Source organism: Mycolicibacterium novocastrense, from assembly GCF_001570485.1.
Taxonomy (GTDB): Bacteria; Actinomycetota; Actinomycetes; order Mycobacteriales; family Mycobacteriaceae; genus Mycobacterium; species Mycobacterium novocastrense.
In genome coordinates, this window is the sequence record NZ_BCTA01000002.1 from 353,534 (window position 1) to 380,508 (window position 26,975).

General features: G+C 68.6%; 30 protein-coding genes. 24 read left to right on the plus strand and 6 right to left on the minus strand.

Annotation, left to right across the window (positions count from 1 at the left end; genetic code table 11):
• Positions 1 to 37 precede the first annotated feature (37 nt).
• The 10 genes from RMCN_RS01880 to RMCN_RS01925 all read left to right on the plus strand — a co-directional run bounded on the left by RMCN_RS01880 (position 38) and on the right by RMCN_RS01925 (position 7,174).
• Positions 38 to 913, plus strand: a complete 876-nt coding sequence (locus RMCN_RS01880; RefSeq protein WP_064413664.1) for an AAA family ATPase — start codon at positions 38 to 40, stop codon at positions 911 to 913.
• Position 914: 1 nt separating this feature from the next.
• Positions 915 to 2,363: a vWA domain-containing protein gene (locus RMCN_RS01885; protein WP_067386805.1), complete on the plus strand. Its 1,449-nt coding sequence runs from the start codon at positions 915 to 917 to the stop codon at positions 2,361 to 2,363.
• A gap of 89 nt (positions 2,364 to 2,452) precedes the next feature.
• Entirely contained in the window at positions 2,453 to 3,091 is a 639-nt protein-coding gene (gene nadD, locus RMCN_RS01890; RefSeq protein ID WP_084377017.1) for a nicotinate-nucleotide adenylyltransferase, read from the plus strand.
• Positions 3,088 to 3,489 (plus strand): ribosome silencing factor, encoded by a 402-nt coding sequence (gene rsfS / locus RMCN_RS01895; protein WP_064413667.1) that lies wholly within the window; start codon positions 3,088 to 3,090, stop codon positions 3,487 to 3,489. The genes nadD and rsfS overlap by 4 nt, the downstream gene beginning before the upstream one ends.
• Before the next feature lie 20 nt (positions 3,490 to 3,509).
• Positions 3,510 to 4,169 (plus strand): glucosyl-3-phosphoglycerate phosphatase, encoded by a 660-nt coding sequence (gene gpgP, locus RMCN_RS01900; RefSeq protein WP_067386809.1) that lies wholly within the window; start codon positions 3,510 to 3,512, stop codon positions 4,167 to 4,169.
• Positions 4,159 to 4,881 (plus strand): diglucosylglycerate octanoyltransferase, encoded by a 723-nt coding sequence (gene octT, locus RMCN_RS01905; protein WP_067386811.1) that lies wholly within the window; start codon positions 4,159 to 4,161, stop codon positions 4,879 to 4,881. The genes gpgP and octT overlap by 11 nt, the downstream gene beginning before the upstream one ends.
• Positions 4,872 to 5,708: a DegV family protein gene (locus tag RMCN_RS01910; protein WP_067386813.1), complete on the plus strand. Its 837-nt coding sequence runs from the start codon at positions 4,872 to 4,874 to the stop codon at positions 5,706 to 5,708. The genes octT and RMCN_RS01910 overlap by 10 nt, the downstream gene beginning before the upstream one ends.
• A gap of 97 nt (positions 5,709 to 5,805) precedes the next feature.
• Entirely contained in the window at positions 5,806 to 6,090 is a 285-nt protein-coding gene (locus RMCN_RS01915) for an ArsR/SmtB family transcription factor (RefSeq protein ID WP_067386931.1), read from the plus strand.
• Entirely contained in the window at positions 6,087 to 6,557 is a 471-nt protein-coding gene (locus tag RMCN_RS01920) for an SRPBCC family protein (RefSeq protein WP_067386815.1), read from the plus strand. The genes RMCN_RS01915 and RMCN_RS01920 overlap by 4 nt, the downstream gene beginning before the upstream one ends.
• Positions 6,558 to 6,565: 8 nt before the next feature.
• Complete coding sequence (locus tag RMCN_RS01925) at positions 6,566 to 7,174, plus strand: maleylpyruvate isomerase family mycothiol-dependent enzyme (protein WP_067386933.1); 609 nt, start codon at positions 6,566 to 6,568, stop codon at positions 7,172 to 7,174.
• An 80-nt stretch (positions 7,175 to 7,254) separates the two neighbouring features.
• On the opposite strand, the gene RMCN_RS01930 is transcribed toward RMCN_RS01925, so the two are convergent.
• The 3 genes from RMCN_RS01930 to RMCN_RS01940 are packed head-to-tail and all read right to left on the minus strand — an operon-like array spanning position 7,255 to position 9,915.
• Positions 7,255 to 8,307, minus strand: coding sequence for an NAD(P)H-dependent amine dehydrogenase family protein (locus RMCN_RS01930; RefSeq protein ID WP_064413672.1), 1,053 nt, complete (start codon positions 8,305 to 8,307; stop codon positions 7,255 to 7,257).
• A 23-nt stretch (positions 8,308 to 8,330) separates the two neighbouring features.
• The gene (locus RMCN_RS01935) at positions 8,331 to 9,137 is read right to left on the minus strand and encodes an SDR family NAD(P)-dependent oxidoreductase (protein WP_234787529.1); all 807 of its coding nucleotides are present in this window, start codon (positions 9,135 to 9,137) and stop codon (positions 8,331 to 8,333) included.
• A gap of 37 nt (positions 9,138 to 9,174) precedes the next feature.
• Positions 9,175 to 9,915 (minus strand): hypothetical protein, encoded by a 741-nt coding sequence (locus RMCN_RS01940; RefSeq protein WP_234787530.1) that lies wholly within the window; start codon positions 9,913 to 9,915, stop codon positions 9,175 to 9,177.
• 112 nt (positions 9,916 to 10,027) lie between these two features.
• On the opposite strand from RMCN_RS01940, the gene RMCN_RS01945 reads away from it, so the two are divergent.
• Genes RMCN_RS01945 through holA form a run of 3 tightly spaced genes read left to right on the plus strand, consistent with a single transcriptional unit; the run spans position 10,028 to position 13,355 of the window.
• Positions 10,028 to 10,849: a ComEA family DNA-binding protein gene (locus RMCN_RS01945; RefSeq protein ID WP_067386817.1), complete on the plus strand. Its 822-nt coding sequence runs from the start codon at positions 10,028 to 10,030 to the stop codon at positions 10,847 to 10,849.
• Positions 10,850 to 10,854: 5 nt separating this feature from the next.
• Positions 10,855 to 12,399, plus strand: coding sequence for a ComEC/Rec2 family competence protein (locus RMCN_RS01950; RefSeq protein WP_067386939.1), 1,545 nt, complete (start codon positions 10,855 to 10,857; stop codon positions 12,397 to 12,399).
• Entirely contained in the window at positions 12,396 to 13,355 is a 960-nt protein-coding gene (gene holA / locus RMCN_RS01955) for a DNA polymerase III subunit delta (RefSeq protein WP_067386819.1), read from the plus strand. Before RMCN_RS01950 ends, holA begins: the two co-directional genes overlap by 4 nt.
• 33 nt (positions 13,356 to 13,388) lie before the next feature.
• Here the strand turns inward: holA and rpsT are convergent, their stop codons facing one another.
• Positions 13,389 to 13,649 carry a 30S ribosomal protein S20 gene (rpsT, locus tag RMCN_RS01960; protein WP_064350435.1) on the minus strand — a complete coding sequence of 87 codons (261 nt, stop codon included), beginning with the start codon at positions 13,647 to 13,649 and terminating at the stop codon, positions 13,389 to 13,391.
• Between the two features lie 148 nt (positions 13,650 to 13,797).
• Here rpsT and RMCN_RS01965 point away from each other — a divergent pair, with 148 nt between their 5' ends.
• The 3 genes from RMCN_RS01965 to RMCN_RS01975 are packed head-to-tail and all read left to right on the plus strand — an operon-like array spanning position 13,798 to position 17,305.
• Entirely contained in the window at positions 13,798 to 15,444 is a 1,647-nt protein-coding gene (locus RMCN_RS01965; protein ID WP_201028781.1) for a circularly permuted type 2 ATP-grasp protein, read from the plus strand.
• A gap of 15 nt (positions 15,445 to 15,459) precedes the next feature.
• A complete protein-coding gene (locus RMCN_RS01970; protein ID WP_067386821.1) occupies positions 15,460 to 16,431 on the plus strand; it encodes an alpha-E domain-containing protein in 972 nt (323 codons plus the stop codon).
• Between the two features lie 34 nt (positions 16,432 to 16,465).
• Positions 16,466 to 17,305 carry a transglutaminase family protein gene (locus RMCN_RS01975; RefSeq protein WP_067386823.1) on the plus strand — a complete coding sequence of 280 codons (840 nt, stop codon included), beginning with the start codon at positions 16,466 to 16,468 and terminating at the stop codon, positions 17,303 to 17,305.
• A 4-nt stretch (positions 17,306 to 17,309) separates the two neighbouring features.
• Here the strand turns inward: RMCN_RS01975 and RMCN_RS01980 are convergent, their stop codons facing one another.
• A complete protein-coding gene (locus RMCN_RS01980; protein ID WP_064413677.1) occupies positions 17,310 to 18,170 on the minus strand; it encodes a ribonuclease Z in 861 nt (286 codons plus the stop codon).
• 208 nt (positions 18,171 to 18,378) lie between these two features.
• Here RMCN_RS01980 and RMCN_RS01985 point away from each other — a divergent pair, with 208 nt between their 5' ends.
• Entirely contained in the window at positions 18,379 to 18,807 is a 429-nt protein-coding gene (locus RMCN_RS01985; protein ID WP_064413678.1) for a CBS domain-containing protein, read from the plus strand.
• The gene (locus RMCN_RS01990; RefSeq protein ID WP_067386825.1) at positions 18,800 to 19,405 is read left to right on the plus strand and encodes a GNAT family N-acetyltransferase; all 606 of its coding nucleotides are present in this window, start codon (positions 18,800 to 18,802) and stop codon (positions 19,403 to 19,405) included. The genes RMCN_RS01985 and RMCN_RS01990 overlap by 8 nt, the downstream gene beginning before the upstream one ends.
• Positions 19,406 to 19,530: 125 nt before the next feature.
• Here RMCN_RS01990 and RMCN_RS01995 read toward each other — a convergent pair whose 3' ends face one another.
• The gene (locus tag RMCN_RS01995) at positions 19,531 to 20,130 is read right to left on the minus strand and encodes a type II toxin-antitoxin system PemK/MazF family toxin (RefSeq protein WP_067386826.1); all 600 of its coding nucleotides are present in this window, start codon (positions 20,128 to 20,130) and stop codon (positions 19,531 to 19,533) included.
• On the opposite strand from RMCN_RS01995, the gene lepA reads away from it, so the two are divergent.
• The 6 genes from lepA to RMCN_RS02025 all read left to right on the plus strand — a co-directional run bounded on the left by lepA (position 20,131) and on the right by RMCN_RS02025 (position 26,973).
• Positions 20,131 to 22,077: a translation elongation factor 4 gene (gene lepA / locus RMCN_RS02000; protein ID WP_110765726.1), complete on the plus strand. Its 1,947-nt coding sequence runs from the start codon at positions 20,131 to 20,133 to the stop codon at positions 22,075 to 22,077. It begins immediately after the preceding gene.
• 6 nt (positions 22,078 to 22,083) lie between these two features.
• Positions 22,084 to 22,803 carry a sensor domain-containing protein gene (locus RMCN_RS02005; protein WP_067386830.1) on the plus strand — a complete coding sequence of 240 codons (720 nt, stop codon included), beginning with the start codon at positions 22,084 to 22,086 and terminating at the stop codon, positions 22,801 to 22,803.
• Between the two features lie 62 nt (positions 22,804 to 22,865).
• Positions 22,866 to 23,567 (plus strand): sensor domain-containing protein, encoded by a 702-nt coding sequence (locus tag RMCN_RS02010; protein WP_064413706.1) that lies wholly within the window; start codon positions 22,866 to 22,868, stop codon positions 23,565 to 23,567.
• A gap of 117 nt (positions 23,568 to 23,684) precedes the next feature.
• On the plus strand, positions 23,685 to 24,677 hold the full coding sequence (locus RMCN_RS02015; protein WP_067386832.1) for an isopenicillin N synthase family dioxygenase: 993 nt from the start codon (positions 23,685 to 23,687) through the stop codon (positions 24,675 to 24,677).
• 63 nt (positions 24,678 to 24,740) lie between these two features.
• Positions 24,741 to 25,697, plus strand: a complete 957-nt coding sequence (locus RMCN_RS02020) for a LysR family transcriptional regulator (RefSeq protein ID WP_067386834.1) — start codon at positions 24,741 to 24,743, stop codon at positions 25,695 to 25,697.
• A gap of 43 nt (positions 25,698 to 25,740) precedes the next feature.
• On the plus strand, positions 25,741 to 26,973 hold the full coding sequence (locus RMCN_RS02025) for an acyl-CoA dehydrogenase family protein (protein ID WP_067386836.1): 1,233 nt from the start codon (positions 25,741 to 25,743) through the stop codon (positions 26,971 to 26,973).
• Positions 26,974 to 26,975 lie beyond the last annotated feature (2 nt).

Sequence of the window (26,975 nt, forward strand, 5' to 3'; positions counted from 1 at the left end):
CCCCGATGAGCACTTGCGTGAACAGAATTGAAGCCTTGTGAGTGTCCCCGCGCGCCCAGCGCCGCTCTTCGCTGACATCGAAGATGTCGGCAGGCGACTCGCAGAAACCGGCTATCTTCCCGACACCGCAACCGCCACAGCGGTTTTCCTGGCCGATCGGTTGGGCAAGCCGTTGTTGGTGGAAGGGCCCGCGGGGGTCGGCAAGACCGAACTGGCCCGCGCCGTCGCGCAATCGACGGGTTCGGGTCTGGTGCGGTTGCAGTGCTACGAAGGCGTCGACGAGGCCCGTGCCCTCTACGAGTGGAACCACGCCAAGCAGATCCTGCGGATCCAAGCCGGTCATGGCGACTGGGACCAGACCCGCGACGACGTGTTCTCCGAGGAGTTCCTGCTCTCGCGCCCGCTGCTGACCGCGATCCGGCGCACCGAGCCGACCGTGCTGCTGATCGACGAGACCGACAAGGCCGACATCGAGATCGAAGGCCTGCTGCTGGAGGTGCTCTCGGACTTCGCGGTGACCGTCCCGGAGCTGGGCACGATCTCCGCGGAGCGACCGCCGTTCGTCGTGCTGACGTCCAACGCCACCCGGGAGCTGTCCGAGGCGCTCAAACGTCGCTGCCTGTTCCTGCACATCGACTTTCCCGATCCCGACCTGGAACGGCGGATCCTGCTGTCCCGGGTGCCCGAGTTGCCCGAGCGCCTGGCCGACGAACTGGTCAAGATCATCGGCGTGCTGCGCGGGATGCAGCTCAAGAAGCTGCCCTCGGTGGCCGAGACGATCGACTGGGGACGCACGATCCTTGCCCTGGGCCTGGACACCATCGACGACGCGACCATCGCGGCCACCCTCGGGGTGGTGCTCAAACATCAGTCGGATCAGATCAAGGCGTCCGGCGAGCTGAGGCTCAACTGACATGGCCGTCCGCCGGACCCGACCGCCGCGGCCGCTGGCGCCGCACGGCCTGCCCGGTCATCTCGTCGGGTTCGTCGAAGCGCTACGGGCGCAGGGTATCTCGGTAGGTCCGTCGGAGACCGTCGACGCCGGGCGGGTGCTCTCGGTGCTGGGGCTTACCGACCGCGACGCGTTGCGCGAGGGCATCGCGTGCGCAGTGTTGCGTCGTCCCGACCACCGCGACACCTACGACGCGATGTTCGACCTGTGGTTCCCCGCCGCGCTGGGTGCCAGGACGATCCTGGTCGAGGACGACGACGACACCGACACCGACGAGCCGGGCCTGCCGCCCGAAGACATCGAGGCGATGCGCGCGGCGCTGCTGGACATGCTGGCCGAGAACCAGGATCTGGCCAACCTCGACGAGCGGATGGCCGCGATGATCGCTCAGATCGTCGAGGCGTACGGCAGGTACAACTCCAGTCGGGGCCCGTCGTATTCGTCGTATCAGGCGCTCAAGTCGATGAACCTCGACGACCTCGAGGGCCGGCTGCTGGCCGGTCTGCTCGCACCCTACGGCGACGAGCCCACGCCCACCCAGGAGCAGATCGCCAAAGCCCTTGCCGCGCAGCGCATCAACCAGCTGCGCAAGATGGTCGAGGCCGAAACCAAACGGCGCACCGCCGAGCAGCTCGGCCGTGACCACGTGCAGATGTACGGGGTGCCTCAGCTGACCGAGAACGTGGAGTTCCTGCGCGCCTCGGGTGAGCAACTGCGCCAGATGCGCAAGGTCGTGCAGCCGCTCGCGCGCACGTTGGCGACCCGGCTGGCCGCGCGGCGACGGCGGTCGCGGGCCGGTGAGATCGACCTGCGCAAGACGCTGCGCAAATCCATGTCCACCGGTGGGGTGCCGATCGACGTCGTGCTCAAGAAGCCCCATCCGGCGCGGCCCGAGCTGGTGGTGTTGTGCGACGTGTCCGGATCGGTCGCCGGCTTCAGCCACTTCACGCTGCTGCTGGTGCACGCGCTGCGCCAGCAGTTCAGCAGGGTTCGCGTCTTTGCCTTCATCGACACCACCGACGAGGTCACCGAGCTGTTCGGCCCGGATGCCGACCTGGCGGTCGCGGTGCAGCGCATCACCCGCGAGGCGGGGGTGTACACGCGCGACGGGCACTCCGACTACGGCCACGCGTTCGTGTCGTTCATGGACCGCTGGCCCAACGTGCTGTCGCCGCGCAGCGCGCTGCTGATCCTCGGCGACGCCCGCAACAACTACCGCAACCCGGAGATCGAGCTGCTGGCGCACATGGTCAACTCGAGCAGGCACGCGCACTGGCTGAACCCCGAACCGCGACACCTGTGGGGCAGCGGCGACTCGGCGGTGCCGCGCTACTCCGACGTCATCACCATGCACGAATGCCGCTCGGCCAAGCAGCTCGCCTCGGTGATCGACCAGTTGCTACCGGTCTGACTACCGCCGAACGTGGGTTACCCGCACGCCCTGGCGGCCCGAACCGTGACGCGAGCCCCCACTCGGCGCGAGAAGTAAGCTGGCTCTCCATGGCTTCTGGACGCAGGCTCGGCGTGATGGGTGGGACATTCGATCCCATCCACAACGGCCACCTGGTGGCCGCCAGCGAGGTGGCCGACCTGTTCGGGCTCGACGAGGTCGTGTTCGTCCCGACCGGGCAGCCCTGGCAGAAGGACCGCGACGTCACCGCCGCCGAAGACCGGTACCTGATGACGGTGATCGCCACCGCCTCCAATCCCCGGTTCAGCGTCAGCCGGGTCGACATCGACCGGAGCGGACCGACCTACACCAAGGACACATTGCTCGATCTGCACGCGCTCAACCCCGACGCCGACCTGTTCTTCATCACCGGGGCCGACGCGCTGGCGTCGATCCTGACATGGCAGAACTGGGAGGACATGTTCGCGATCGCGAGCTTCGTCGGGGTCAGCAGGCCCGGATACGAATTGGACGGCAAGCACATCGCCGCGGCGATCAAGGAACTGCCCGACGACGCGCTGCGACTGGTGGAGGTGCCCGCGCTGGCCATCTCCTCGACCGACTGCCGCAAGCGCGCCGAGGAGAACCGGCCGATCTGGTATCTGGTGCCCGACGGGGTCGTGCAGTACGTGGCGAAGCGCAGACTCTATGCGAGACAACCGATGACAACCCAAGGAAAGCATCAATGAGCGCCTCCGACGAAGCCGTTCGCATGGCAGGAGTGGCCGCGAAGGCGGCCGCGTCCAAAGTGGCAGACGACGTCGTCGTGATCGACGTGTCGGGTCAACTCGTCATCACCGACTGCTTTGTGATCGCCTCGGCCTCCAACGAGCGTCAGGTCAACGCAATCGTCGACGAGGTCGAGGAGAAGATGCGCCTCGCCGGCTACAAACCGGCCCGCCGTGAAGGCGCCCGCGAGGGCCGCTGGACGCTGCTGGACTACGTCGACATCGTGGTACACATCCAGCATCAGGACGAGCGCAACTTCTATGCGCTGGACCGGTTGTGGAAAGACTGCCCGACCATTCCCGTCGATCTCGACGGGCCCGCCGCGCAACCGTCCGCCGACGAGGTCGACGGGCAGTGAGGAGGATCCGCCGGCTGGTCATGCTCCGGCACGGGCAGACCGAGTACAACGCGGGTAGCCGGATGCAGGGTCAACTCGACACCGATCTGAGTGATCTGGGGCGTTACCAGGCCATCGCCGCCGCGGAGGTGTTGGCCAAACGCCGACCGCTGGCGATCGTGTCGTCGGATCTGCGCCGCGCCCTCGACACCGCCGTCGTGCTGGGGGAGCATGCGGGAATGCCGGTGATCGCCGACATCCGCCTGCGGGAGACCCACCTCGGCGAGTGGCAGGGGTTGACGCATCTGGAGGTCGACGCCATTGCCCCGGGAGCCCGGCTGGCGTGGCGCGACGACTCGCGGTGGGCGCCGCCGGGTGGGGAGAGCCGCGTCGACGTCGCCGCGCGCAGCAGGCCGCTGGTCGACGAGCTCATCGACGAACATGGACAGTGGGGGCTGGATGAGGCCGGCGACGGACCGGACCGGCCGGTCGTGCTGGTCGCCCACGGCGGGTTGATCGCGGCGCTGACCGCCTCGCTGCTCGGCCTGCCGATGGACAACTGGCCGATCCTCGGCGGAATGGGCAACGCCAGCTGGGTACAGCTGGCCGGCCACAGCGCCGTCGACGCCGCGCCCGGCGATGTCCGGTGGCGGCTCGACGTGTGGAACGCCTCAGCGCAGGTTGCCGGCGATGTCCTCTGACCGTCCGACCCTGCTGGTCTTCTGCGACTCGCTGTCCTATTACGGCCCGACCGGCGGGCTCCCCTCCGACGATCCGCGAATCTGGCCCAACATCGTTGCGGCACAACTGGGTTGGGATGTCGAGCTGATCGGCCGGATCGGTTGGACCTGCCGCGACGTGTGGTGGGCGGCCATCCAGGATCCGCGGGCCTGGGCGGCGTTGCCGCGGGCCGGTGCGGTCGTCTTTGCCACGGGCGGAATGGATTCGCTGCCGTCGCCGCTGCCGACCGCGCTGCGCGAACTCATCCGCTACGTGCGCCCGCCGTGGCTGCGGCGCTGGGTGCGCGACGGGTACGGCTGGGTGCAGCCGCGCCTGTCGCCGGTGGCGCGACCGGCGCTGCCCCCACACCTGTCCGCCGAGTATCTGGAGATGACCCGCGGCGCAATCGACTTCAATCGGCCCGGCATCCCCGTCGTCGCGTGCCTGCCTTCGGTGCACATCGCCGGTACCTACGGCAGGGCGCACCACGGCCGCGACGGTACGGTGAAGGCGCTCACCGAATGGGCTGAGCGCCATGATGTTCCGCTCGTCGACCTCAAGGCGGCGGTCGGGGAATACGTCATGAGCGGACAGGGCAACCCCGACGGGATCCACTGGAACTTCGAAGCCCATCAGGCCGTCGCGGACTCGATGCTCAAGGCGCTCGCCGAAGCCGGCGTGCCATGTCGGTGATCGTGGTGACCGACTCGTCGTCGCGGTTGGCGCCCGAGGAGTTGAAACAGTGGGACATCCGGCAGGTGCCGCTGCACGTGCTGGTCGATGTGATCGATCTGCGAGACGGGATCGACGAGGTGCCCTACGACATCCACGACGTGCCGCGCGCCAGCACCGCCGGGGCGGCGCCCGTCGACCTCGCGGACACCTACCGGCAAGCGCTGCGGGACAGCGGAGGCGACGGCGTGGTCGCCGTGCACCTGTCGTCGGCGCTGTCGAGCAGTTACAGTTCGGCGGTTCAGGCGGCCCGCGAGCTCGGATCCTCGGTGCGGGTGGTGAATTCGCGTTCGGCGGCGATGGGGGTGGGGTTCACCGCAGTCGCGGCGGCCAAGGCCGCGGCGGCGGGCTCGGACCTGGATTCGGTTGAGGCCGTGGCCCGTTCGGCTGCTCAGCGCACGCACGCCTTCATCGTGGTACACCGGCTGGACAACCTGCGCCGGAGCGGGCGGATCGGCACCGCGGCGTCGTGGTTGGGGACCGCGCTGTCGCTCAAACCGCTGCTGCGCCTCGATCTCGACGGTCGACTCGTACTCGACCAGCGAATCCGGACGGTCACCAAGGCGCACGCCGCGATGGTGGACCGCATCGCCGACCTCGTCGGTGAGCGCCAGGCATCGATCGCCGTGCATCATGTCGACAACCACGACGGCGCCGATGAGGTCGGCGCCGCGCTGACCGACCGGCTCCCTCAGCTCGAGTCGCTCACCGTCACCGACATGGGGCCGGTGCTGGCGATCCACGTCGGCGCCGGCGCGATCGGCGTCGTCGTTCAACTGGCCGAATAATCCCTTCGGCGCGCCGCCGTACCCTTGCAGCGCGGTATTGGTAAGTGGTAACTTACCGTTCGTGCTGGCTTACCAAGAGGGTGATGCGTGGGTGGCCATGGCGGACCGCACGCGGCGGTCGATCGTCGAACGTCTCGCGCACCGGCCGATGGCGGTGGGGCAGCTGGCCCGCGAACTTCCGGTCAGCCGGCCGGCGGTGTCCCAGCATCTGAAGGTGCTCAAGCTCGCCGGGCTGGTGTGCGACCGCGCTGAAGGCACCCGACGCGTCTACCAACTGGACCCGGCGGGTTTGGCCGCGATGCGGGCCGAACTCGACCGCTTCTGGATGCAGGCGCTGGCCGGTTTCAAGGAGATGGTCGAGAGCGAAGGAGACCCCCAATGACCTCAGCCCAGTCGGCGGTCATCCGCCACGACATCACGGTCAACGCGCCGCTGGAGCGGGCGTTTCGGGTGTTCACCGAGAGATTCGGCGAGTTCAAGCCGCGCGAACACAACCTGCTGGGCGTGCCGATCGCCGAGACGGTGTTGGAACCCCGCGTCGGCGGGCACATCGACGGCAGCGTGTGCGCGTGGGCGCGGGTGCTCGTCGTCGAGCCGCCCCACCGCCTCGTCTTTTCCTGGGACATCGGCCCGACCTGGCAGATCGAATCGGATCCGACGCGGTGCAGCGAGGTGGAGGTGGTGTTCACCGCCGAAGCGGACGGCCGCACGCGCGTCTGCCTCGAGCATCGCCACATCGAACGGCACGGCGACGGGTGGGACTCCGTCGCCTCCGGTGTCGGCGGGGATGCGGGTTGGCCGCTGTACCTGCGCCGGTTCGGTGAGCTGCTCGCGCGGGAGGCGCAGTGACCGCACCGATGCAGATGGCGCGCGAGGAGCGCGAGGAGTTCGCCGCGCTGCTCGACCAATTGACCCCGGAGCAATGGGATCAGCCGAGTCTGTGTACCGGCTGGCGGGTTCGCGATGTGGTCGCTCACGTCATCAGTTACGAGGATCTGAGCAGGCCCCGTGCAGTGGCACGGATGGCATGGGGTGCACTGCGCTACCGGGATCCGAACGCGATCGGTGTCGCGGTGAACGCGGCCAAGTCACCGTCCGAACTCACCGCGCTGATGCGCAAGTACGCCACGCCCCGTGGCAGCACCGCCGGTTTCGACGGACGCATCGCGCTCACCGACGGGATGGTCCACCAACAGGACATCCGCCGACCGCTCGACATGCCTCGCGTCATCGAGCCCGAAAAACTGGCCGTCGCATTGGATTTCACCAAGTACGCGCCCTTCTTGCGGGGAGCGTGGCGAGCGCGCGGGTTACGGCTCGTCGCAACGGATCTCGACTGGACCCACGGCAGCGGTCCGGAGGTACGCGGCACCGGCGAGGCATTGCTGATGGCGATGGCTGGGCGAGGCGCCGCGCTCAGCGATCTCGACGGACCCGGGAAAGCGACACTGGCGCAGCGGCTCTGAGGGGCGAATTCTGCCGATGAGCGCTCATCCCTGTACGGCTTGCGCCCTGATTTCCGTACCACACTGAGCGCTCGGCGCCGTCACACCGCGGCGCGGCCGGTGACCGGGGGCAGGTCCTTCAGCGTCACGATGCCCGCCGGCGCCGCGACCACCGCGGGTACCGCGTTGGTCACCGGCAGGGCGGTATAGATCATGCCCAGGCCCATGAAGCCGGGTTCGGTCCAGTCCTTCGGCGGCAGGCAGTGCAGCACGGTACGCATATTCGGGAGCCCGAACACCTGGATGACATGGCCGTGTTCGAGCGGCTTAGGCGGGGTGACGTGTTCGCCCATGATCCAGTTGAACCCGACGCTGACGACGTTCTTCTCACCGACCCAGCCGCGGTGGTACCCGTGGACACCGGCGACGGTGCCCTTCGGAATTCGCATGAACCCGAGGTCGGAATCGCCGGTGGCCGCGGTGAACTCCACGTCGAAGGTAATCCGGTCGAGCTTGGCGCCGATCGCGTCGGCCATCATGGCCGCCGACTCGGCGAACACCTCGCTCTCGCGGCGCACGCTTTCGGCGAGTCCGGGAGTGTCGGGGTCTTGCGAGAAGCCCATCGCGGTCTGCGTACCCGCCGACTCGTAGGTCGAGCAGTCCACCGACTCGGTGATGCGGATCTCGTCGACCCGTTCGCAGGCGCCGGAGAGCACCATCCCGACCATGTTGCTCATGCCGGGATGCGCACCGCTGCCGAAGATCGTCGAATTGCCCTTCTCGCAAGCCTTTCGGATTCGGTCGAGGTCCTCGGGTGTCTGCTTGCCGCCGGTGATCCACGCCGCGCTCGAGCAGACGTTGACGCCCGCCTCCAGGAGCCGGGTCAGCTCGTCGATGTCGGGCCACAACGGGTTGTAGCAGCAGGCGTCGGGCCGTTGGGCCAGCAGCGCATCGATGTCGTTGGTGGCCGTCACTCCGGTGGGTTCAGGCCAGCCGGCCAGTTCTGCTGCGTCGACACCGACCTTGTCCGCGCCGTGGGCGTAGACGCCGACGAGTTCCATATCCTCGCGTCCGATGATCGCGTGCAGCGACCGGCGGCCGATGTTGCCGGTGGTCCACTGGATGACACGCAGCGGCCGGTCAGGTGTCGTCACGAAAACTCCTCGGTGTCAACCATTTACATGTGGGTGCCGCCGTCGACGCGGACTTCGGTGCCGGTGACGAAGTAGGCCTCGGGTGCGGCGAGCATGGCGACGACAGCGGCCACGGCGTCGGGTTTGGCGAACATCCCGTCACCGTCGACGGGCAGTGTCGGCATGATCTTGCCGAACAGCGTGTAGTCGGCGTCCTCCGGCAGCCCGGGTCCGACGCTCTGGCCGGATCGCCCTGTGCCGTCGGTCATTCCCGACGAGATCGACCCGGGCTGCACGCAGTTGAACCGGATTCCCTGCTTGCTGAACTCCAGCGCCAACGTGTGTGTCATGGCCTGGATGCCGCCCTTGGACGCCGCATAGGCCGACATGTAGGGATGGGCGAAGTTCGCCGATGTCGAGCTGAAGTTGACCACTGCCGGGGCGGTGCCGGTTCGCAGCGCGGGCAGGGCTTCGCGGGTGACCAGAAACGTCCCCACGAGGTTGACCCGCAGAACCTGCTCGAAATCGGCGAGCGTGGTGTCGGCGAAGTGGGCCGATCGAAGGATTCCGGCGGCGTTGACGAGCGCGTCGAGGCCGCCCATCGTGGCGACCGCGTGTGAGACCCCGGCGATCACCGAATCCTCGCTGCCGACGTCCGTCACCACGGTGGTGAGCCGGGCTCTCGATTCACCGGCCTTGGCCTCGGTGTCGGCCAGTCCGGCCTCGCTGACGTCGGCGGCGACCACGGTGCCACCCTCGTCGAGGATCCGCAGGACCGTTGCCTGGCCGATACCGGATCCGCCTCCGGTGAGCAGTACCCGACGGTCGGTGAATCGCTGCAACGTCGCCACCGGGGGAATGCTAGTGCGTACGTGGGGCCAGGCTGGGCTATTCAGGGTCGCGCTCGGCGGCGTCTTCCGAGGCGGATGCATCGGCGTCGTCGGCGGGGCCGGACTGGTCGGTGACGGTGTCGGTGCCGGCCGGCAGCGCCGGGGTTTCGGATTCGTCGGGCAGCGAGAGGGCCACCCCGAGTGCGAGGAAGAACAGGATGAACAACGGCCCGCCGAGGTACATGTTCATCGGACCGCCCGGGGAGATGAAGCTGCCCGGCGGCCCGATGATCGTGATGGTCTCGATCAGCTGCTCGACGGCGAAAACCGCGGCGACGATGCCGAGCCAGCGGGGGAAGCGTCCCTCGTTGGCGGCCAACAGAATCGGTGCGGCGACCATGATGTCGGCCACGGTCAGCAGGGGTCCCCACATCGTGACCACGTCGGCGAGCGCCCGCGCGGTTCCAGAGCCCAGATCGGCGGGGTGCAACGACAGCCCGGCGGTGAACCAGGTCGCGATGCTGATCTGGACCAGGACGACGGCCGACCCGATGGTGAACACGAAAGCGTACGGTCCCGCGAGTCGGTCCCGGGCGTGACCGAGCACCACCACCAGGGCCAGCGCACCGAACGCCAGCAACAGCGCCTGGGTCCGCATCGCGCCGGAGTGCTCGTTGAGATGGGTCACGATGTCGAGTCCCGGGCGATCGATCCCGGGTAACGCCGGAACCATCAGCAGCGCAACGGCGTACAGCACCGCGAACGCGATGGCCGCGACCATCGGCACTCGACGATCCACAGCAACACTGTAGACATCGGGCCTATCCCCAACGCTCATTTGATCCACAGGGCGAGTCGCCGGCCGGCGTTGGCGTCGTCCACGGTCGGTGTGCGCACCTAACTTCACATGCATGCGAACTGAATTGCCTGCCGAGCGCACGCAGCGCAGGCTGGGTGCCGAAGGGGAACCCGGGAGCGACGATGAGGACCGTCGACCGGACACCTCATTGACCCGCTGGCTGCCGGAGTCCGCCGGCAGCGGCGCGGGCGGTTGGCTCGCCGCGGTGCGCGCAGACCCCGGCCGAGCCGGCGTCGTGGCGCTCGGCGGGGTCGGTGTCATTGCCGTGCTGGTCACGGTGTTCGTCCTGCTGCGCGACGACAGCCCAGCGGTGGCAGCGGCCAAACTGCCGCCGGTGGAGATAGTTTCATCGGCGAGCCCGACGCCGGGTGGCGCGCCGGCGGAGACGGGAGGGCCCGTCGTCGTCAGCGTCGTGGGCCTGGTGCAGAAGCCGGGGTTGGTCACGCTGGCCGACGGCGCCCGGATCGCCGACGCGCTCACCGCGGCCGGTGGGCCGCTGGACGGCGCCGACCTGGTGGGGCTCAACATGGCCAGACGGATCGCCGACGGTGAACAGATCGTCGTGGGCATCGCGCCTGCGGCGGGTGAACCGGCCGCCATGGGGAGCTCCGTCAGCACGGGCGTCGCGGCGCCCGCGTCGACGAACACACCGGCGTCGGGGGATGGCAGCGCGCCGCCGGGCGGGACGGTGGACCTGAACACCGCGACGGTCGAGCAGCTCGACACGCTGCCCGGGATCGGGCCGGTGACCGCCGCGGCGATCGTGGCCTGGCGCGATGCCAACGGTCGTTTCACCAGCGTCGACCAGCTCGGCGACGTCGACGGCATCGGACCGGCGCGGTTGGAGAAGCTGCGCGACCTCGTGCATGTGTGACTCCGGTGGCGGACGCCGAGGCGGCGCCATTGGACCTGCGCCTGGTCCCGGCGGCGCTGACCGGCTGGGCGGTGACCGGCGCCGGGATCCTGTGGCCGGTCGGCGGGTCAGCGGTCGCCGCCGTCGTGATGGTGGCGGGCACCGCGGCGCTGGGGTGGTGGGGTAGTGGCCGCCGGGCGGGAGCCGACGGGAAAGCGGTCGGCGCGAGCGTGCTGGCGGTCGGGCTGGTGGCGGCGGGCTTCGCGATCGCGATCGGTTTGCGGGTCGACGAGGTACGCGGCCATCCGGTCGCCCAACGCTACGGAACGGTCGCCGCCGTCGTGGTCACCCCGACGGAAAGCCCGCGTGCGCTGGGCGGCAACCGGACGATGTTCCGTGGTTCCCTGGTGGCGCTCGACGGACAGGAAATGTCCGGCCGGATCGTGGTTTTCGCGTCGACCACCCGCATCCGGGAGCTGACCGCGGGCACGCCGGTGGCGTTTCGGGCTCGCGTCGGGCGGCCCACGCGGCGCGACCTGAGCGTGGCGGTGCTCTCGGCCATCGGTGATCCCACCTACGGCGAGGCGTCCGCCGTTCAACGTGCGGCCGCCGAGGTTCGCGCCGGGTTCGCCGAGGCCGCGCGGCGCTCGCTGCCCGCCGATCAGGCCGCGATGCTGCCCGCGCTGGTGCTCGGCGACACCTCGGCCGTGCCGCGTCAGACGACGGCCGACTTCCGCGCGGCGGGATTGACGCACCTGACCGCGGTTTCCGGGGCGAACGTGACGATCGTGTGCGGGGCCGTGCTGTTGACCGCGGGGCTCATCGGGCCGCGGGCGGCGGTCGGCCTGGCGGCGGTTGCGCTGCTGGCGTTCGTGGTGGTCGTGCAGCCGAGTGCGAGTGTGCTGCGGGCCGCGGTGATGGGGGCGATCACGTTGTTGGCGGTGCTGTCGCACCGGCGTCGGCAGGCCATTCCCGCGTTGTCGGCCAGCGTGCTGGCGTTGATGATCGGAACCCCGGAGCTCGCCGTCGACGTCGGGTTCGCGCTGTCGGTGTCGGCGACGGCGGCCCTCGTCGTACTGGCGCCGGTGTGGTCACGGCGCCTCGTCGGGCGGGGCTGGCCCAAGCCGGTCGCTGACGCGCTGAGCGTGGCCGCCGCCGCGCAACTGGTCACCGCTCCGCTTGTGGCCGGGATGGCCGGGACGTTCAGCGTCGTATCGGTCGCGGCCAATGTTGCAGTGGCCCCGGTGATTCCACCGATCACCGTGCTCGGCACCGCCGCGGCTGCGCTGAGCCGGGTCTGGCCCGCCGGCGCCGACCTGCTGATCCGGTTCACCGGGCCGGAAGTGTGGTGGCTGCTGCACGTGGCCGACTGGGCGGCGGGCGTTCCGGGGTCCTCGGTGTCGGTGCCGTCCGGGCTTGCGGGGGTGATGCTGACCGCGGCCGTGGGAGCGGCGGTGGTGCTCGCGTGGCGCTTCCGACTTGTGCGCCTCGCGGCGGGTGCCGCCGCGGTGTGCCTGTTGGCGTGGACAGTGTCGGGGGTGTCGGCTGGGCGTGACACGATCGGGGGGTGAGCGAAGCGTCGCAGTTGCATCTGGTGCTCGGGGACGAGGAGCTGCTGGTCGAACGCGCGGTGGCGGCGGTTCTCAAACAGGCCCGCAAACAGGCTGGCATGCACGACATTCCGGTCGATCGCCTGCGCGCCGGCGAGGTCAGCACCAGCGAACTGGCCGAATTGCTGAGCCCGTCGCTGTTCGCCGAGGAGCGCGTGGTGGTGTTGGAGTCGGCGGGCGAGGCGGGAAAGGACGCGGCCGCGCTCATCGCCGACTCCGCGGCGGACCTGCCGCCGGGCACCATGCTCGTCGTCGTGCACTCCGGTGGCGGGCGCGCCAAGGCGCTGGCCGATCAGCTCAAGAAGCTCGGGGCGCAGGTGCATCCGTGTGCGCGCATCACCAAGGCCGCCGACCGCGCCGACTTCGTCCGCCGTGAGTTCCGCGCGTTGAAGGTGAAGGTCGGCGAGGACACCGTCACCGCGGTGCTGGACGCGATCGGCTCCGACATTCGCGAGTTGGCGGCGGCCTGCTCGCAGTTGGTCACCGACACCGCCGGGGAGGTCGACGCGGAGGCGGTGCGCCGCTACCACTCGGGCAAGGCCGAGGTGAAGGGATTCGATGTCGCCGACAAGGCGGTCGTCGGGGATGTGGCCGGGGCGGCTGAGGCGCTGCGGTGGGCGATGATGCGCGGCGAACCGCACGTCGTGCTGGCCGACGCCCTGGCCGAGGCGGTGCACACCATCGCGCGGGTGCGGCCGTTGTCGGGCGACCCCTACCGGCTGGCGTCAGAGCTGGGGATGCCGCCCTGGCGCGTGCAGAAGGCGCAGAAGCAGGCGCGGCGATGGTCGAACACCACCGTCGCCGAGGCGATGCGGTTGGTAGCCGCGCTCAATGCGGATGTGAAGGGCGCCGCGGCGGATGCGGACTACGCGCTGGAGGCGACGGTGCGGCGCGTCGCCGAACTCATCGAGGATTGAGCGGACTGAGCGGGCTCAGAGCTTGTTGAACGCTCAGAGCTTGTTGAACGCGGAGGCCAGCGCCGACTTGCGGTTGGCGGCCTGGTTCTTGTGGATGACGCCCTTGCTGGCGGCCTTGTCCAGCTGACGGCTGGTCGAGGCCAGCAGCTCCTGGGCCTTGTCCTTGTCGCCGGCCTCCACGGCCGCCCGGAAGCCACGCACCGCGGTGTGAAGCGACGACTTGACCGACTTGTTGCGCAGCCTGCGGCGCTCGTTGGTCCGGTTGCGCTTCTCCTGCGACTTGATGTTGGCCACGCGTGTAGTCCTTCGTAAATCCTGTAGGGGTTTCCCAAAGTCTGGTAGGCGCCCGGTAGGCGGGCAGCGAGGGTTCAGGTTACCAGCGGAGTGGGTAAATGCCCAAAGTGAGTCCTCTGGCCTGCCGATATGTCCGAAGTGTTGCAGCATGGCAGGGGTGAGCCTGCGAACCCTGCCGACCGAGTCCGCACGACCGTCGCGGAGCCCACGTAAGCAGGCCAAGCGCTACCAGGGCGTCTTCTCCGGCTACAGCGATCCCGCAAGCTACGCCAAGGCCTTCGACGAGATGTTCGACGCCCAAGGCAACGTGAGGGGCCCCTACAAGGGCATCTACGCCGAGCTCGCCCCGTCGGACGCCTCCGAACTCGAAGCCCGCGCCGACGCGCTCGGCCGCGCGTTCATCGACCAAGGCATCACATTCTCGCTGTCCGGCCAGGAACGTCCCTTCCCGCTCGACCTGGTTCCGCGCGTCATCTCCGCGGCGGAGTGGACGCGCCTGGAACGCGGCATCATCCAGCGGGTCAAGGCGCTCGAGCTCTACCTCGACGACATCTATGGCGAGCAGGAGATCCTGCGCGACGGCGTCATCCCGCGTCGACTGATCACCTCCTGTGAGCACTTTCACCGCGAGGCCGCCGGCATCGTGCCGCCCAACGGGGTGCGCATCCATGTCGCGGGCATCGACCTGATCCGCGACGCCAAGGGCGACTTCCGGGTGCTGGAGGACAACCTGCGCTCACCGTCCGGGGTGTCGTACGTGATGGAGAACCGCCGCACGATGGCGCGGGTGTTTCCGAACCTGTTCGCCACCCACCGGGTTCGCGCCGTCGGTGACTACTCGTCGCATCTGCTGCGGGCGCTGCGCAACGCCGCGGCCAACAACGTCGCCGACCCCACAGTCGTCGTGCTCACCCCTGGTGTCTACAACTCGGCGTACTTCGAGCATTCGCTTCTGGCCCGGCAGATGGGTGTCGAGCTGGTGGAGGGCCGCGACCTGTTCTGCCGCGACAACGCCGTCTACATGCGCACCACCGAGGGCGAGCGGCAGGTCGACGTCATCTACCGGCGCATCGACGACGCGTTCCTCGACCCGATGCAGTTCCGGCCCGACTCGGTGCTCGGCGTCGCCGGGCTGCTCAACGCGGCCAGGGCGGGCAACGTCGTCATCTCCAGCGCCGTCGGCAACGGCGTCGGCGACGACAAACTCGTCTACACCTACGTGCCGACGATCATCGAGTACTACCTCGGCGAGAAGCCGCTGCTGGCCAATGTCGACACATTCCGATGCTGGCTCGACGACGAACGCGAGGAAGTGCTCGACCGCATCGACGAGCTCGTCATCAAACCGGTCGAGGGCTCCGGCGGCTACGGCATCGTGTTCGGGCCGGACGCCTCGGAGAAGGAGCTCGCCGCCGTCGCCAAGAAGATCCGCAACGATCCGCGCGGCTGGATCGCCCAGCCCGTCATGCAGCTGTCGACCGTGCCCACCCAGATCGGGGACCAGCTGGTGCCGCGGCACGTCGATCTGCGCCCGTTCGCGGTCAACGACGGCGACGACGTGTGGGTGCTGCCCGGCGGGCTGACCCGCGTCGCGCTGCCCGAGGGTTCGCTGGTGGTCAACTCCAGCCAGGGCGGCGGATCGAAGGACACCTGGGTGCTGGCCTCGCGCACCTCGGCCGCCGACCGCGAGCTCGGCGCCGCCGAAGTGGTGCGCAAGCTGCCCAAGTCTGCGCGCGGGCCCAAGGCCGAGAGCAGCGACGGGCAGACCCAAGACCAACAGCAACAGCAGCAGTAAAGGGGTGGTGCGCTGATGTTGGCCCGCAACGCCGAATCCTTGTACTGGATCGGCCGGTACGTCGAACGCGCCGACGACACCGCCCGCATCCTCGACGTGACCGTGCATCAACTGCTCGAAGACTCCAGCGTTGACCCCGACCAGGCCTCGCGGACGCTGCTGCGGGTGCTGGGGATGGAGGCTCCCGACGCGCCGTTGGACGTGTGGTCGCTGACCGACATCGTCGCCTTCAGTCGCGGCACCCAGGGATCGATCGTCGACGCCATTTCGGCGGCCCGCGAAAACGCCCGCGGCGCAAGGGAAGTCACATCCACCGAAATCTGGGAGTGCCTCAACACCACCTACAACGCGCTGGCCGAGCGGGAACGGGCCGCCAAACGTCTTGGGCCGCACGAATTCCTCTCGTTCGTCGAGGGCCGCGCCGCGATGTTCGCCGGGCTGGCCGACTCGACGCTGTCACGCGACGACGGCTACCGCTTCATGGTGCTCGGCCGGGCCATCGAACGCGTGGACATGACCGTGCGGCTGCTGCTTTCGCGGGTCGGGGACAGCGCGTCGTCACCGGCATGGGTGACGCTGCTGCGGTCGGCGGGTGCCCACGACACCTACCTGCGCACCTATCGCGGCGTGCTCGACGCCGGTCGCGTCGTCGAATTCATGTTGCTGGACCGGCTTTTCCCACGTTCCATCTTCTATTCGCTGCGACTTGCCGAACACAGCCTCGACGAGCTGATGAACCGACCCCACAGCCGCCTCGGGGCCACCGCCGAGGCGCAGCGACTCCTCGGCCGGGCCCGCAGCGAGTTGGAGTTCCTGCGTCCCGGTGTGCTGCTCGAGTCGCTGGAACAGCGGCTGGCCGACCTGCAGAAGACGTGCTTCGATGTCGGAGCGGCGTTGGCGCTGCAGTACTTTCACTCCGCACCCTGGGTGGCATGGCACGATGCGGGCCACAACGGCACGCTCGTCATCGAAGAAGGTGAACTCTAACGATGAGCGCTTGCGTAGCGATGAGGAGACAGTGATGTGGCGGATGCGGGTCGTGCACTCGACCGGGTACGCATACAAGTCTCCGGTGACGGCGTCGTTCAACGAGGCGCGGCTGACACCGCGGTCGGACTCGCGGCAGAACGTGATCCTCAACCGCGTGGAGACCGTGCCGGCCACCCGCAACTACCGCTACGTCGACTACTGGGGAACCGCGGTCACGGCGTTCGACCTGCACGCACCGCACACCGAACTGGAGGTGACGTCGTCGTCGGTCGTGGAGACCGACGCCGACCAGATGCCCGAACGCGAAGTGACATGGGAGGACCTGCATTCCGAGGCCGTCGTCGACAGGTTCGACGAGGTTCTCGCTCCCACCCACTACACGCCGGCGAGCAAGCGCATACGCCGGGTCGGTCAGCGCATCATCAAGGACCGCACGCCGTGCGAGGCCGTCACCGCCGCCGCATCGTGGGTGCGCAGCGAGTTGGCGTACGTCGCGGGCACCACCGGCGTGCACTCGTCGGGGCTGGACGCGTTGCGCGAGGGCAAGGGTGTTTGCCAGGACTTCGCGCACCTGACGCTGATCCTGTTGCGCTCCATGGGCATTCCCGCCCGCTACGTGTCGGGGTATCTGCACCCGAACCGCAAAGCGGCGATCGCCGACACCATCGACGGGCAGAGCCACGCCTGGGTGCAGGCGTGGACCGGTGGGTGGTGGAACTACGACCCGACCAACGACGCCCCGATCAACGAGCAGTACATCAGCGTGGGTGTCGGCCGGGACTACTCCGATGTCACCCCGCTGAAGGGGATCTACTCCGGTGAGGGCTCGACCGACCTCGACGTCGTCGTCGAGATCACCCGCCTGGCCTGACCGATCACCCGGTCGGCTTGGCGGAGATGCCGGGATGCACCTCGACGCGAAGCAGATCGTCACCGAGTTCGATCTGCCGGTCGAAGACCGACGCGGCCAACGCGCGCCAGTCGTCTTCCTGCCCGGGTTCGATCGCGGGCACGTAGTGGGTGAGGACCAGGATGCCCACCCCCGCGCGCGCCGCGGTTTCGGCTGCCTGCTCGACCGAGGAGTGATAGTCGCAGATGTCGCGGATGCGCTGCATGGCCATCCTGTCGACCAGGTCCTTGCGGATCACGGTGTGCACCAAGGCACCTGCGCCCGCCGCGAGTTCGTCGAGGCTCTCGCAGGGAACGGTGTCGCCGGCCAGCACCACCGAGGCGTCGGCGTGCTCGATGCGGAAACCGATGGTCGGGGTGACCGGGCGGTGGTCGGTGGGCGCAACCCGGATCGTCACGTCGTCGCGGTTCCACACCTCACCCTCGGTGTACTCGTGCACCTCCACCGGGGGCGGCGCCGTCAGGTCGGCGTGGTGCGCGATCCGGTATCCGATGTCGAAGCCGAACGCCTTGAGGGTGTGCTCGACCACCTCGGCGGTGCCCGGCGGTCCGATGATCTGCAGCGGGGGCTGCTCGGGCGTGAACGTCGACACCCATCGGGTGATGATCACGTCGCCCAGGTCCGCGATGTGGTCGCTGTGCAGATGCGTCAACAGCAGCGCGGACAGTCCGTTGGCGGGCGCGCCCGCGGCCGTCAGGCGTTGCTGCACGCCGCGACCGCAGTCGATCAGAAACGTCTGCCCGCCCGCGCGCACGAGCGTGGACGGTCCGGCGCGGTGGGCGTCGGGGATGGGGCTTCCGGTGCCAAGCAGTGTGATCTCGATCATGGCCCCACATATACCCGAGGGGCGCGGCGAAGGGGGCTTCGAGACGGGCCGAATCGGCATTCCGGCAGGTGTGTACTCGACTTTGCGCTGCTGGAATGCCATTTCGCGACTTTGCGGCCCGAGTGTGACCGGGTTGCAACCTCGCAAAGCCTTCCGCGCCGAGGCAGTCCAACCTAGCCTGTGAGGAAGATCACGAGCGGAGGCAAGGATGCGGATCGCGGACGTGTTGCGGAACAAGGGCGCCGCGGTGGCCACGATAACTCCGGAGACGTCGGTCTCGGGGTTGCTCACCGAGCTGGCGGTGCACAATATCGGCGCGATGGTCGTGGTGTCGCCGGACGGCCTGATGGGGATCGTCTCCGAGCGTGATGTCGTGCGGGCGCTGCACCGTCGAGGGGGAGAACTACTCACCAAACCGGTGTCGGAGATCATGACCACGCTGGTGGCGACCTGCGCTCCGGACGATTCGGTGGACAGCCTCAGCGCGTTGATGACGACGAACCGGGTCCGGCACGTGCCGGTCATGGAGAACGGCAGGCTGGTGGGCATCGTGAGCATCGGCGACGTCGTCAAGACGCGGATGGAAGAGCTCGAAGCGCAGCAGGAGCAGCTGCAGGCCTACATCACCCGTGGCTGACGTCGAGGTCGCTCCGGCGGCGCGCCGGCATGTGCGCCAGATGTCTGCGGTGCTGGCGCGCGCGTTCTACGACGACCCGGTGATGAAGTGGATGCTGCCGAAGGACGCTGCGCGGGAGCGCGCCCTGGCACGGGTGTTCGCCACCATGATTCGCCACCATTTCCTGCGCACCGAGGGAGTTGAGGTCGCAGGCGGCCAGCGCATCGGTGCCGCCGCGCTGTGGGACCCGCCGGGCGAGTGGAGGCAGAGCGGGCTGCAGGAGCTGAGGATGATGCCGGCGTTCATGCGGGCGATGGGAGCCAATGTGCGGCGCGGTCAGGCGATGGCCGAGCTGATGAAGCAGCACCACCCCGAGGAGCCGCACTGGTACCTGGGGGTGATCGGCAGCGACCCGACGGTGCGCGGCACCGGATACGGGCAGGCCCTGATGCGCTCGCGCCTCGACCGCTGCGACGCCGAGCACGCGCCCGCGTACCTCGAGTCCAGCAACCCCGACAACATCGGCTACTACCAGCGCTTCGGGTTCGACGTCACCGGCGAGATCACGTTGCCCGACGGCGGCCCGCCCATGTGGCCCATGTGGCGTGAGCCACGGTGAGGCAGAAGTGGCGGGCGCCACGCTGACATTCCGCAAACGGCCGCGAGCGACCGCCGATTGCCATGCGCGCGCGGCGTGTCGCGGGGCAGACGCGGTCACTCGCGGAAAAAAAAAGGGGTGGGGGGTCAGCTCCAGGAGTATTCGGCGCGTAGCCGCGCGGCGACCACTTCGAACTTCTCGCGGGCGAGGATCGCCCCTTCGCGGCGGATTCCGTCTTCGGGAACGTCGAGCACCCGGTCCAGCCGCACCCAACTGGCTCGCCCCTCGTAATCCCAGGTACCGGTGCCGATGCCCACCCAGTCCGGATCGTCTCGGTGGTGGTCCTGGCTGGACAGCATCAGGCCGAGCAGCGTGGACCGGTCGCGGCCCACCACCAGAACCGGTCGGTCCTTGCCCTGCGTCGGGTCGTCCTCGTAGACCACCCACGTCCACACGATCTCGCCCGGGTCGGCGCGGCCGTCGAGGTCGGGGGCGTACACCACCTTGCGGGCGCGGTGGGCGGTCGGCACGAAGTGACGGCTGACGGGGCGTCCGGTCGTGATCGCCGGTGTCTCGTCCCGCGATGTGCCGGCGATCGCGTCCAGACCGATCCTGATGCCCTGCTGGATACCGCGCTGCACGGTCTCGGACTGACCGATCTGCCGGATGATCTTCGGCGCCTCGTTGAACACCAGGTTCTCGGCAATCCTCTGGAATGTCTGCAGTGGTCTCCAGGGCGCAGGCATATTTCCGAGCATAAGCGAGCGCGGCCCAGCACGATTGTGTGCTTACGGCGCCGCCTGGATACGCTGGTGACACCCGAAGTCCGCGTTCACCAGGAGATTCCCATCAGCACTTTCGCCGATCAGACCTTCACGGCACCGGCGCAGATCCGGAACTTCTGCATCATCGCCCACATCGATCACGGCAAGTCGACGCTGGCCGACCGGATGCTGCAACTCACCGGCGTCGTCGCCGATCGTGACATGCGCGCGCAGTACCTCGACCGGATGGACATCGAGCGCGAGCGCGGCATCACGATCAAGGCGCAGAATGTCCGGCTGCCCTGGAAGCTCGGGGACGAGGACTACGTCCTGCACCTCATCGACACCCCGGGCCACGTCGACTTCACCTACGAGGTGTCACGTGCGCTCGAGGCGTGCGAAGGTGCGGTGCTGCTCGTCGACGCCGCCCAGGGGATCGAGGCGCAGACGCTGGCGAACCTCTATTTGGCCCTGGATCGCGATCTGCACATCATCCCGGTGCTCAACAAGATCGACCTGCCCGCGGCCGATCCCGACCGGTACGCCGCCGAACTCGCCCACATCATCGGCTGCGAACCCGACGACGTGCTGCGGGTCTCCGGGAAGACCGGCGCGGGCGTGGCCGACCTCCTCGACCACGTCGTGCGCGAGGTTCCGCCGCCGGTCGGCGACGCCGACGCACCGGCCCGGGCGATGATCTTCGACTCGGTCTACGACACCTACCGCGGAGTGGTCACCTACGTCCGCGTCGTCGACGGCCGGATCGTGCCCCGCGAACGCATCAAGATGATGTCCACCGGCGCCCACCACGAACTGCTCGAGGTCGGCATCGTCTCGCCCGAACCCAAGGCCTCCGCGGGTCTGGGGGTCGGCGAGGTCGGCTACCTCATCACCGGCGTGAAAGACGTGCGCCAGTCCAAGGTCGGTGACACCGTGACGACGGCACGCCACGGCGCGGCCGAGCCGCTCACCGGGTACCGCGAGCCGCGCCCGATGGTCTACTCGGGGCTGTATCCCGTTGACGGCTCGGACTATCCGGACCTGCGCGACGCCCTGGACAAGCTGCAACTCAACGATGCGGCGCTGACGTATGAGCCGGAGACGTCGGTGGCGCTCGGATTCGGTTTCCGCAGCGGCTTTCTGGGCCTGCTGCACATGGAGATCACCCGTGAGCGGCTCGAGCGCGAGTTCAACCTCGACCTGATCTCCACGTCACCCAACGTCGTGTATCGCGTTGTGCAGGAGGATAATTCGGAGGTCACCGTGACCAACCCGTCGGACTGGCCGGAGGGTAAGGTCCGCACGGTCTACGAGCCGATCGTCAAGACCACGATCATCGCGCCCAGCGAGTTCATCGGGACCATCATGGAGCTGTGCCAGTCGCGGCGCGGCGAACTCGGCGGTATGGATTACCTCTCCCCGGAACGGGTGGAGCTGCGCTACACGATGCCGTTGGGCGAGATCATCTTCGACTTCTTCGACGCGCTGAAATCGCGCACCCGCGGCTACGCCAGCCTGGACTACGAGGAGGCCGGTGAACAGGAGGCCGACCTGGTCAAGGTCGACATCCTGCTGCAGGGTGAGCCGGTCGACGCGTTCAGCGCGATCGTGCACAAGGAGTCGGCGTACGCCTACGGCAACAAGATGACCACCAAGCTCAAGGAGCTGATTCCGCGCCAGCAGTTCGAGGTTCCGGTGCAGGCGGCGATCGGATCGAAGATCATAGCTCGCGAAAACATCCGCGCGATCCGCAAAGACGTGCTATCGAAGTGCTATGGCGGGGACATCACCCGCAAGCGCAAGCTGCTCGAGAAGCAGAAGGAAGGCAAGAAGCGGATGAAGACGATCGGCCGGGTCGAGGTGCCCCAGGAGGCGTTCGTCGCCGCCCTGTCCACCGACTCGTCGGCCGCCGACAAGGCCAAGAAGTAGGACGGCGTGCGCGCGGCGGCGATGACGGCGGCACTGGTGGGCGCATGCGCGATCGTCGCCGGCTGTTCGGCGCCCGCTGGCGAAGCGCCGGCTCCGCGGGTCGCCGAGGTCGTCAAACCGTCGCCGAACCGGATGCTCGACCAGGCGCTTCCCACCGCCGAGGAGCTGACCACGATGTTCGGGGCCGGCGGCTTCATGGGCCAGGTCGTCGAAGGCGGCGCCGACATGCTGCTGCAGGGTGTGCGCGAGGCCGAGGCGACGCCTCCTGACTGTGTGAGCACCGGATACCGGTTGGAGAAGGTCGTGTATCAGGCCAGTCCGGTGCGGTCGGTGGTCAGCCAGTCGTGGGCCGGCGGTGACGCCCACGGGCCCACCGTCACCGGGTTCTTCGGGGTGGTCGAGTTCATCGACGCCGATGCCGCGCAGGAATTCTTCGCCACGTCGGCTGACAAGTGGCACCGGTGCAACGGCCAGACGCTGGTGTTGAACCAACCCGAGCGCGGCGCAGAGGGATCCAGCCGGATCACCGAGGTGGGCGTCGACGACGAGATCGTCTCGGCGGTGGTGATGCAGGACGCCGGGTCGACGCTGCAGCGGGCCCTCGGTGTGGCCGGCGATTGCATCGTGGAGGTGGAGATCACCGACGTCGCCGGACCCAGTCCGACCGGCGCCCGGCACGCGACCGCGGTCGCCGACCTGATGATGGACAAAATCGCCCAGTCCTGAAGAGTGCGGACGAAATTGTCGGCCACGCCGCGAATGTGGCCGAAGTCGGTCACAATAACTCGGTGACTCGATTCGGCACGGCGTCGCGACTGTTCGCCGCGGGTGTCGTCCTGGCGACATCGGCCGTGCTGGCGGGCTGTGTGAGCACCGTGGCGGGCATAGCGATACGCGGCCAGGCGGTCGAGGTGCGGGAGTTGACGGCGGCGACGCTTGACGACGTGCTGCTCACCATCGGCGAACTGAACGGCATCATGGGCTCGACCACGATGAAGGTCACGAGCGAACTCGAGGAGATGACCGATCATTCCGACGACGTGTCGGATCGCGAGTGCCTCGGCGCCATGTACGGTGCCGAGGGGCCGGTGTATGCGGGCAGTGGGTGGACCGATGTGCGCGACCAGGTGGCGCGCGAACCCGACGACGACAACAACCACTGGGTCGAACAGACAGCGGTGCTGTACACGTCGGCCGAGGATGCGCAGCGCTTCTTCGACAAGTCCAGGGCGGCGTGGGAGGGTTGCGCCAATTCCACTGTGGTCGTGGGTAGTTCGGGAGACTCGTACCTGTGGGAGCTCAGTGAGGTCCGCACCGACGACGAGATGATCACCCAGGTCACGACGCAACAGGATGCCGACGGCTGGGCCTGCCAACATGCGCTGTCGGCCGCCTCGAACCTGACCGTCGAGGCGTGGGCGTGCAGTTACTCGATCGGTGACGAGGCGGCCACCATCGCGCGGGACATGCTCGCCAACGCGGCCAAGTAACAGACGTCCGGGACCGGGCAGTCGAGGCGCATCCGGGTGTTTCACGGTTCCTTCACGCCCCTGCAGCCTTTGTTGAGGCGGATGGCCGATGGCGGGGCGGGGAACCACAATGACCGTATGCTGCCGGTTCTCGACCTCGCCGAGGCGGACACCCGACCCGACCGGTTCCGGGCCCGCCTGCGCGAAGCCGCACACGACGCCGGGTTCTTCTATCTGGTGGGGCACGGTGTTCCGCGCGCGCAGATCGAACACGTGCTCGGCCTCGCACGCGAGTTCTTCGCCCTGCCGACGGAGGCGAAGAACGAGATCAGCCAGCTGAAAAGCCCGCAGTTCCGCGGGTATTCGCGCATCGGCGGTGAGCTGACCAACGGCCGGGTCGACTGGCGTGAGCAGATCGACATCGGTCCGGAGCGGCCCGTCATCGACGGCGCCGAGGGCTACTGGCGGCTGCAGGGCCCCAACCTGTGGCCGTCGGCGCCCGCGGGCTTCCGCGCCGCCTTCGAGGGCTGGACCGCCGCGCTGTCGGCTGTGGGGCTGCGGCTGTTGCGGCACTGGGCGGTGTCGCTGGGCGCGGCGGAGAACACGTTCGATGCGGCATTCGCCGACCGGCCCGCCACCTTGCTGAAGGTCGTGCGATACCCCGGCACCGCCGACACCTCGCAGGGTGTCGGCGCGCACAAGGATTCGGGCGTGCTGACCCTGCTGCTGGTGGAGCAGGGATCCGAGGGGCTGCAGGTCGAAGGCGCCGCGGGGGAGTGGATCGACGTGCCCCCGCTGCCCGACGCGTTGATCGTCAACATCGGCGAACTGCTCGAGGTCGCGACCGGAGGCTATCTGCGCGCCACCCGCCACCGCGTGCTCGCACCGCCGCCGGGCACCGACCGCGTGTCGATCCCGTATTTCCTCAATCCGGCGCTCGACGCGTTGGTCCCGATCATCGAGCTGCCGCCGCGGTTGGCCGCGCTGTCGCGAGGGGTGGAGGCCGATCCGGACAACCCGATCTTCAACACCTACGGCGAGAACGCGTGGAAATCGCGCACCAGGGCCCATCCCGACGTCGCCGAACTGCATCACGGCATCACACCCAAAGGCGTCGCGAGCGCGTACTGAGGCGATTACATCGGGCTGATCGCAACCGTCGGCAATTGGCAGTCGTCCGGTTACGTTTCGCCCGTGTTCGATGTGCGCCGGTTGCTGGTGTTGCGGGAAGTCGTGAGCTGTGGCTCGCTGTCGGCGGCCGCGCTGGCGCTGAACTACACGACATCGGCTGTGTCACAACAGATCACCGCCCTGGAACGAGACATCGGTTCGACGCTTCTGGTGCGCAGCCCGAGCGGGGTGCGGCCGACGGCCGCGGGCACCCGGCTGCTCGAACACGCCGACGTGATCCTCGCGGCGGTCACGGCTGCCGAACGCGATCTCGCGCGGCTGGCCGGCGCCCGGGCCGGTGCGGTGCGGGTCGCGTCCTTCGCCACCGCCGCCGCGACCCTGCTGCCCCGTGCGATCGCGCGCTTCCGCACGCTGTGTCCCGACATCGACGTCGAACTGGTTCCCGCCGACCCCGAGCAGGGCGTCGGGATGCTGGTGGCAGGCGAGGTCGATGCGGCGGTCATCACCGAGGTTCCCGGCGAGGACCCGGAGTTCCCGCGTGTCCACAGCGACGCGGTCTACGACGACGAGTTCTACGCGGTGCTGCCCGCGAACCACCGACTGACGGCCGCATCGACGCTGCCGTTCGCGGCTCTGGCCGACGAACAGTGGATCGTCAGCACCGAAACCGGGGTGTGCCCCGACGTCCGGGTGTTCGAAAGAGCCTGCCGACACGCCGGATTCGCACCGTCGGTGACGCTGCGCGCTGAGGACTACTCGACCGTGCAGGGCCTGGTGGCCGCCGATCTCGGTGTATCTCTCGTACCGTCGCTGGCCGCTCACGGCGGTGTCCACCCCGGTGTGGTGTTACGGCGGATCGTCGGACGTGCACCGGTGCGGCGCATCTGCGTGGCTACCGCGAAGGCGCCTGCGGCCAACACACCGCTGACGACCTTTGTGTCCCTTGTCCGCTCGGCCGGCGCCCACCTGCGTGCCGAGAGCGCTTACAGCGTTGCTGAACGTCCCTTCAGCGTCGCTTGACCCCGGTTCCGCCCCACCGCCGACGATCCTAGATTGGCCAACCATGACCACCACCGAAAGCACCACGCCCGTCCTGACTTCGGCCGAGCAGGCGCTGCGCACCGCCCATCTCATCGCGGCCGACATCGCTGCCGGCGCGGTCGAGCGGGAACTCAACGGAATCTGGCCCGAAGCGGAGCTCCGCCGGATCGGCGACTCGGGGCTGCTGGGCATCATCGTCCCCGCCGCGCATGGTGGCCCCGACCTTCCGCGCGCCACCGCCGTCGAAGTCCTACGCATTCTGTCTCAGGCGGATTCGGCCGTCGGGCAGCTACTGCTCTCCCACTACGTGCTGAGCCAGGCGATCAGCGGGCTCGGGGACAACGACCCGGCGCCGCGCATCTACCGCGACGTGCTCGCCGGCGCCCAGCTCGGCAACGCCACCGTCGAACGCGGCACCCGGACCAGCGCGGAGCGGCGGACCACCGTGGTGCGCCAGGCCGACGGCACGTGGCGGCTCAACGGCACCAAGTACTACGCGACGGGAACGCTCGGGGCGACGTGGATCGCCGTCGCCGCCCGCATCCCCGACACCGAACCGTCGCACGGCGCAACCGTTTTCGTCCGGCCCACCGATGCCGGCGTCACCCTCAACCTCGACCGCTGGTCCTCGTTCGGGCAGCGCGGCACCGCCAGCGGTGAGGTCGTCTTCGACAACGTCGTCGTGGAGGGTGAATTCGTCATCGACGAGGGACCCGACCCCGATCCGGTCACCGCGCCGCCGTCGGTGCTCGGCGCCTTCGACCAGGCCCTGCACGCCGCCGTCGACATCGGAATCGCGCGCGCCGCATTGGAGGACGGCGCACGGTTCGTCACCACGAGGTCGCGTCCGTGGTTCGAAGCAGGAGTCGACAACGCCGCCGACGAACCGCACGTGGTGCGCCGGTTCGGTGAACTGACGGCCCGCCTGTACGCGCTCGAGGCGTTGCTCGCCCAGGGCGCAGGCCTGGTCGACGACGCGTTGAGCGCACCGGAGCTGAGCCGCGACGCCGCGGCCGCCGCGTCGTTGCGGGTGGCCGCGGCCAAGGCGCTGGCACAGGAGTTCGCCGTCGAGATCGCCAGCGGCATCTTCGAACTGGCCGGCGCATCGGCCACCGACCGCGGGCACGCGCTGGACCGGCACTGGCGCAACGTGCGCGTGCACTCGCTGCACGATCCCGCCCGCTGGAAATACGTCCACATCGGCAACCACACCCTTCGCGGCACCAAGCCGCCGCGGCTCGGTGTCCTCCTCTGAAA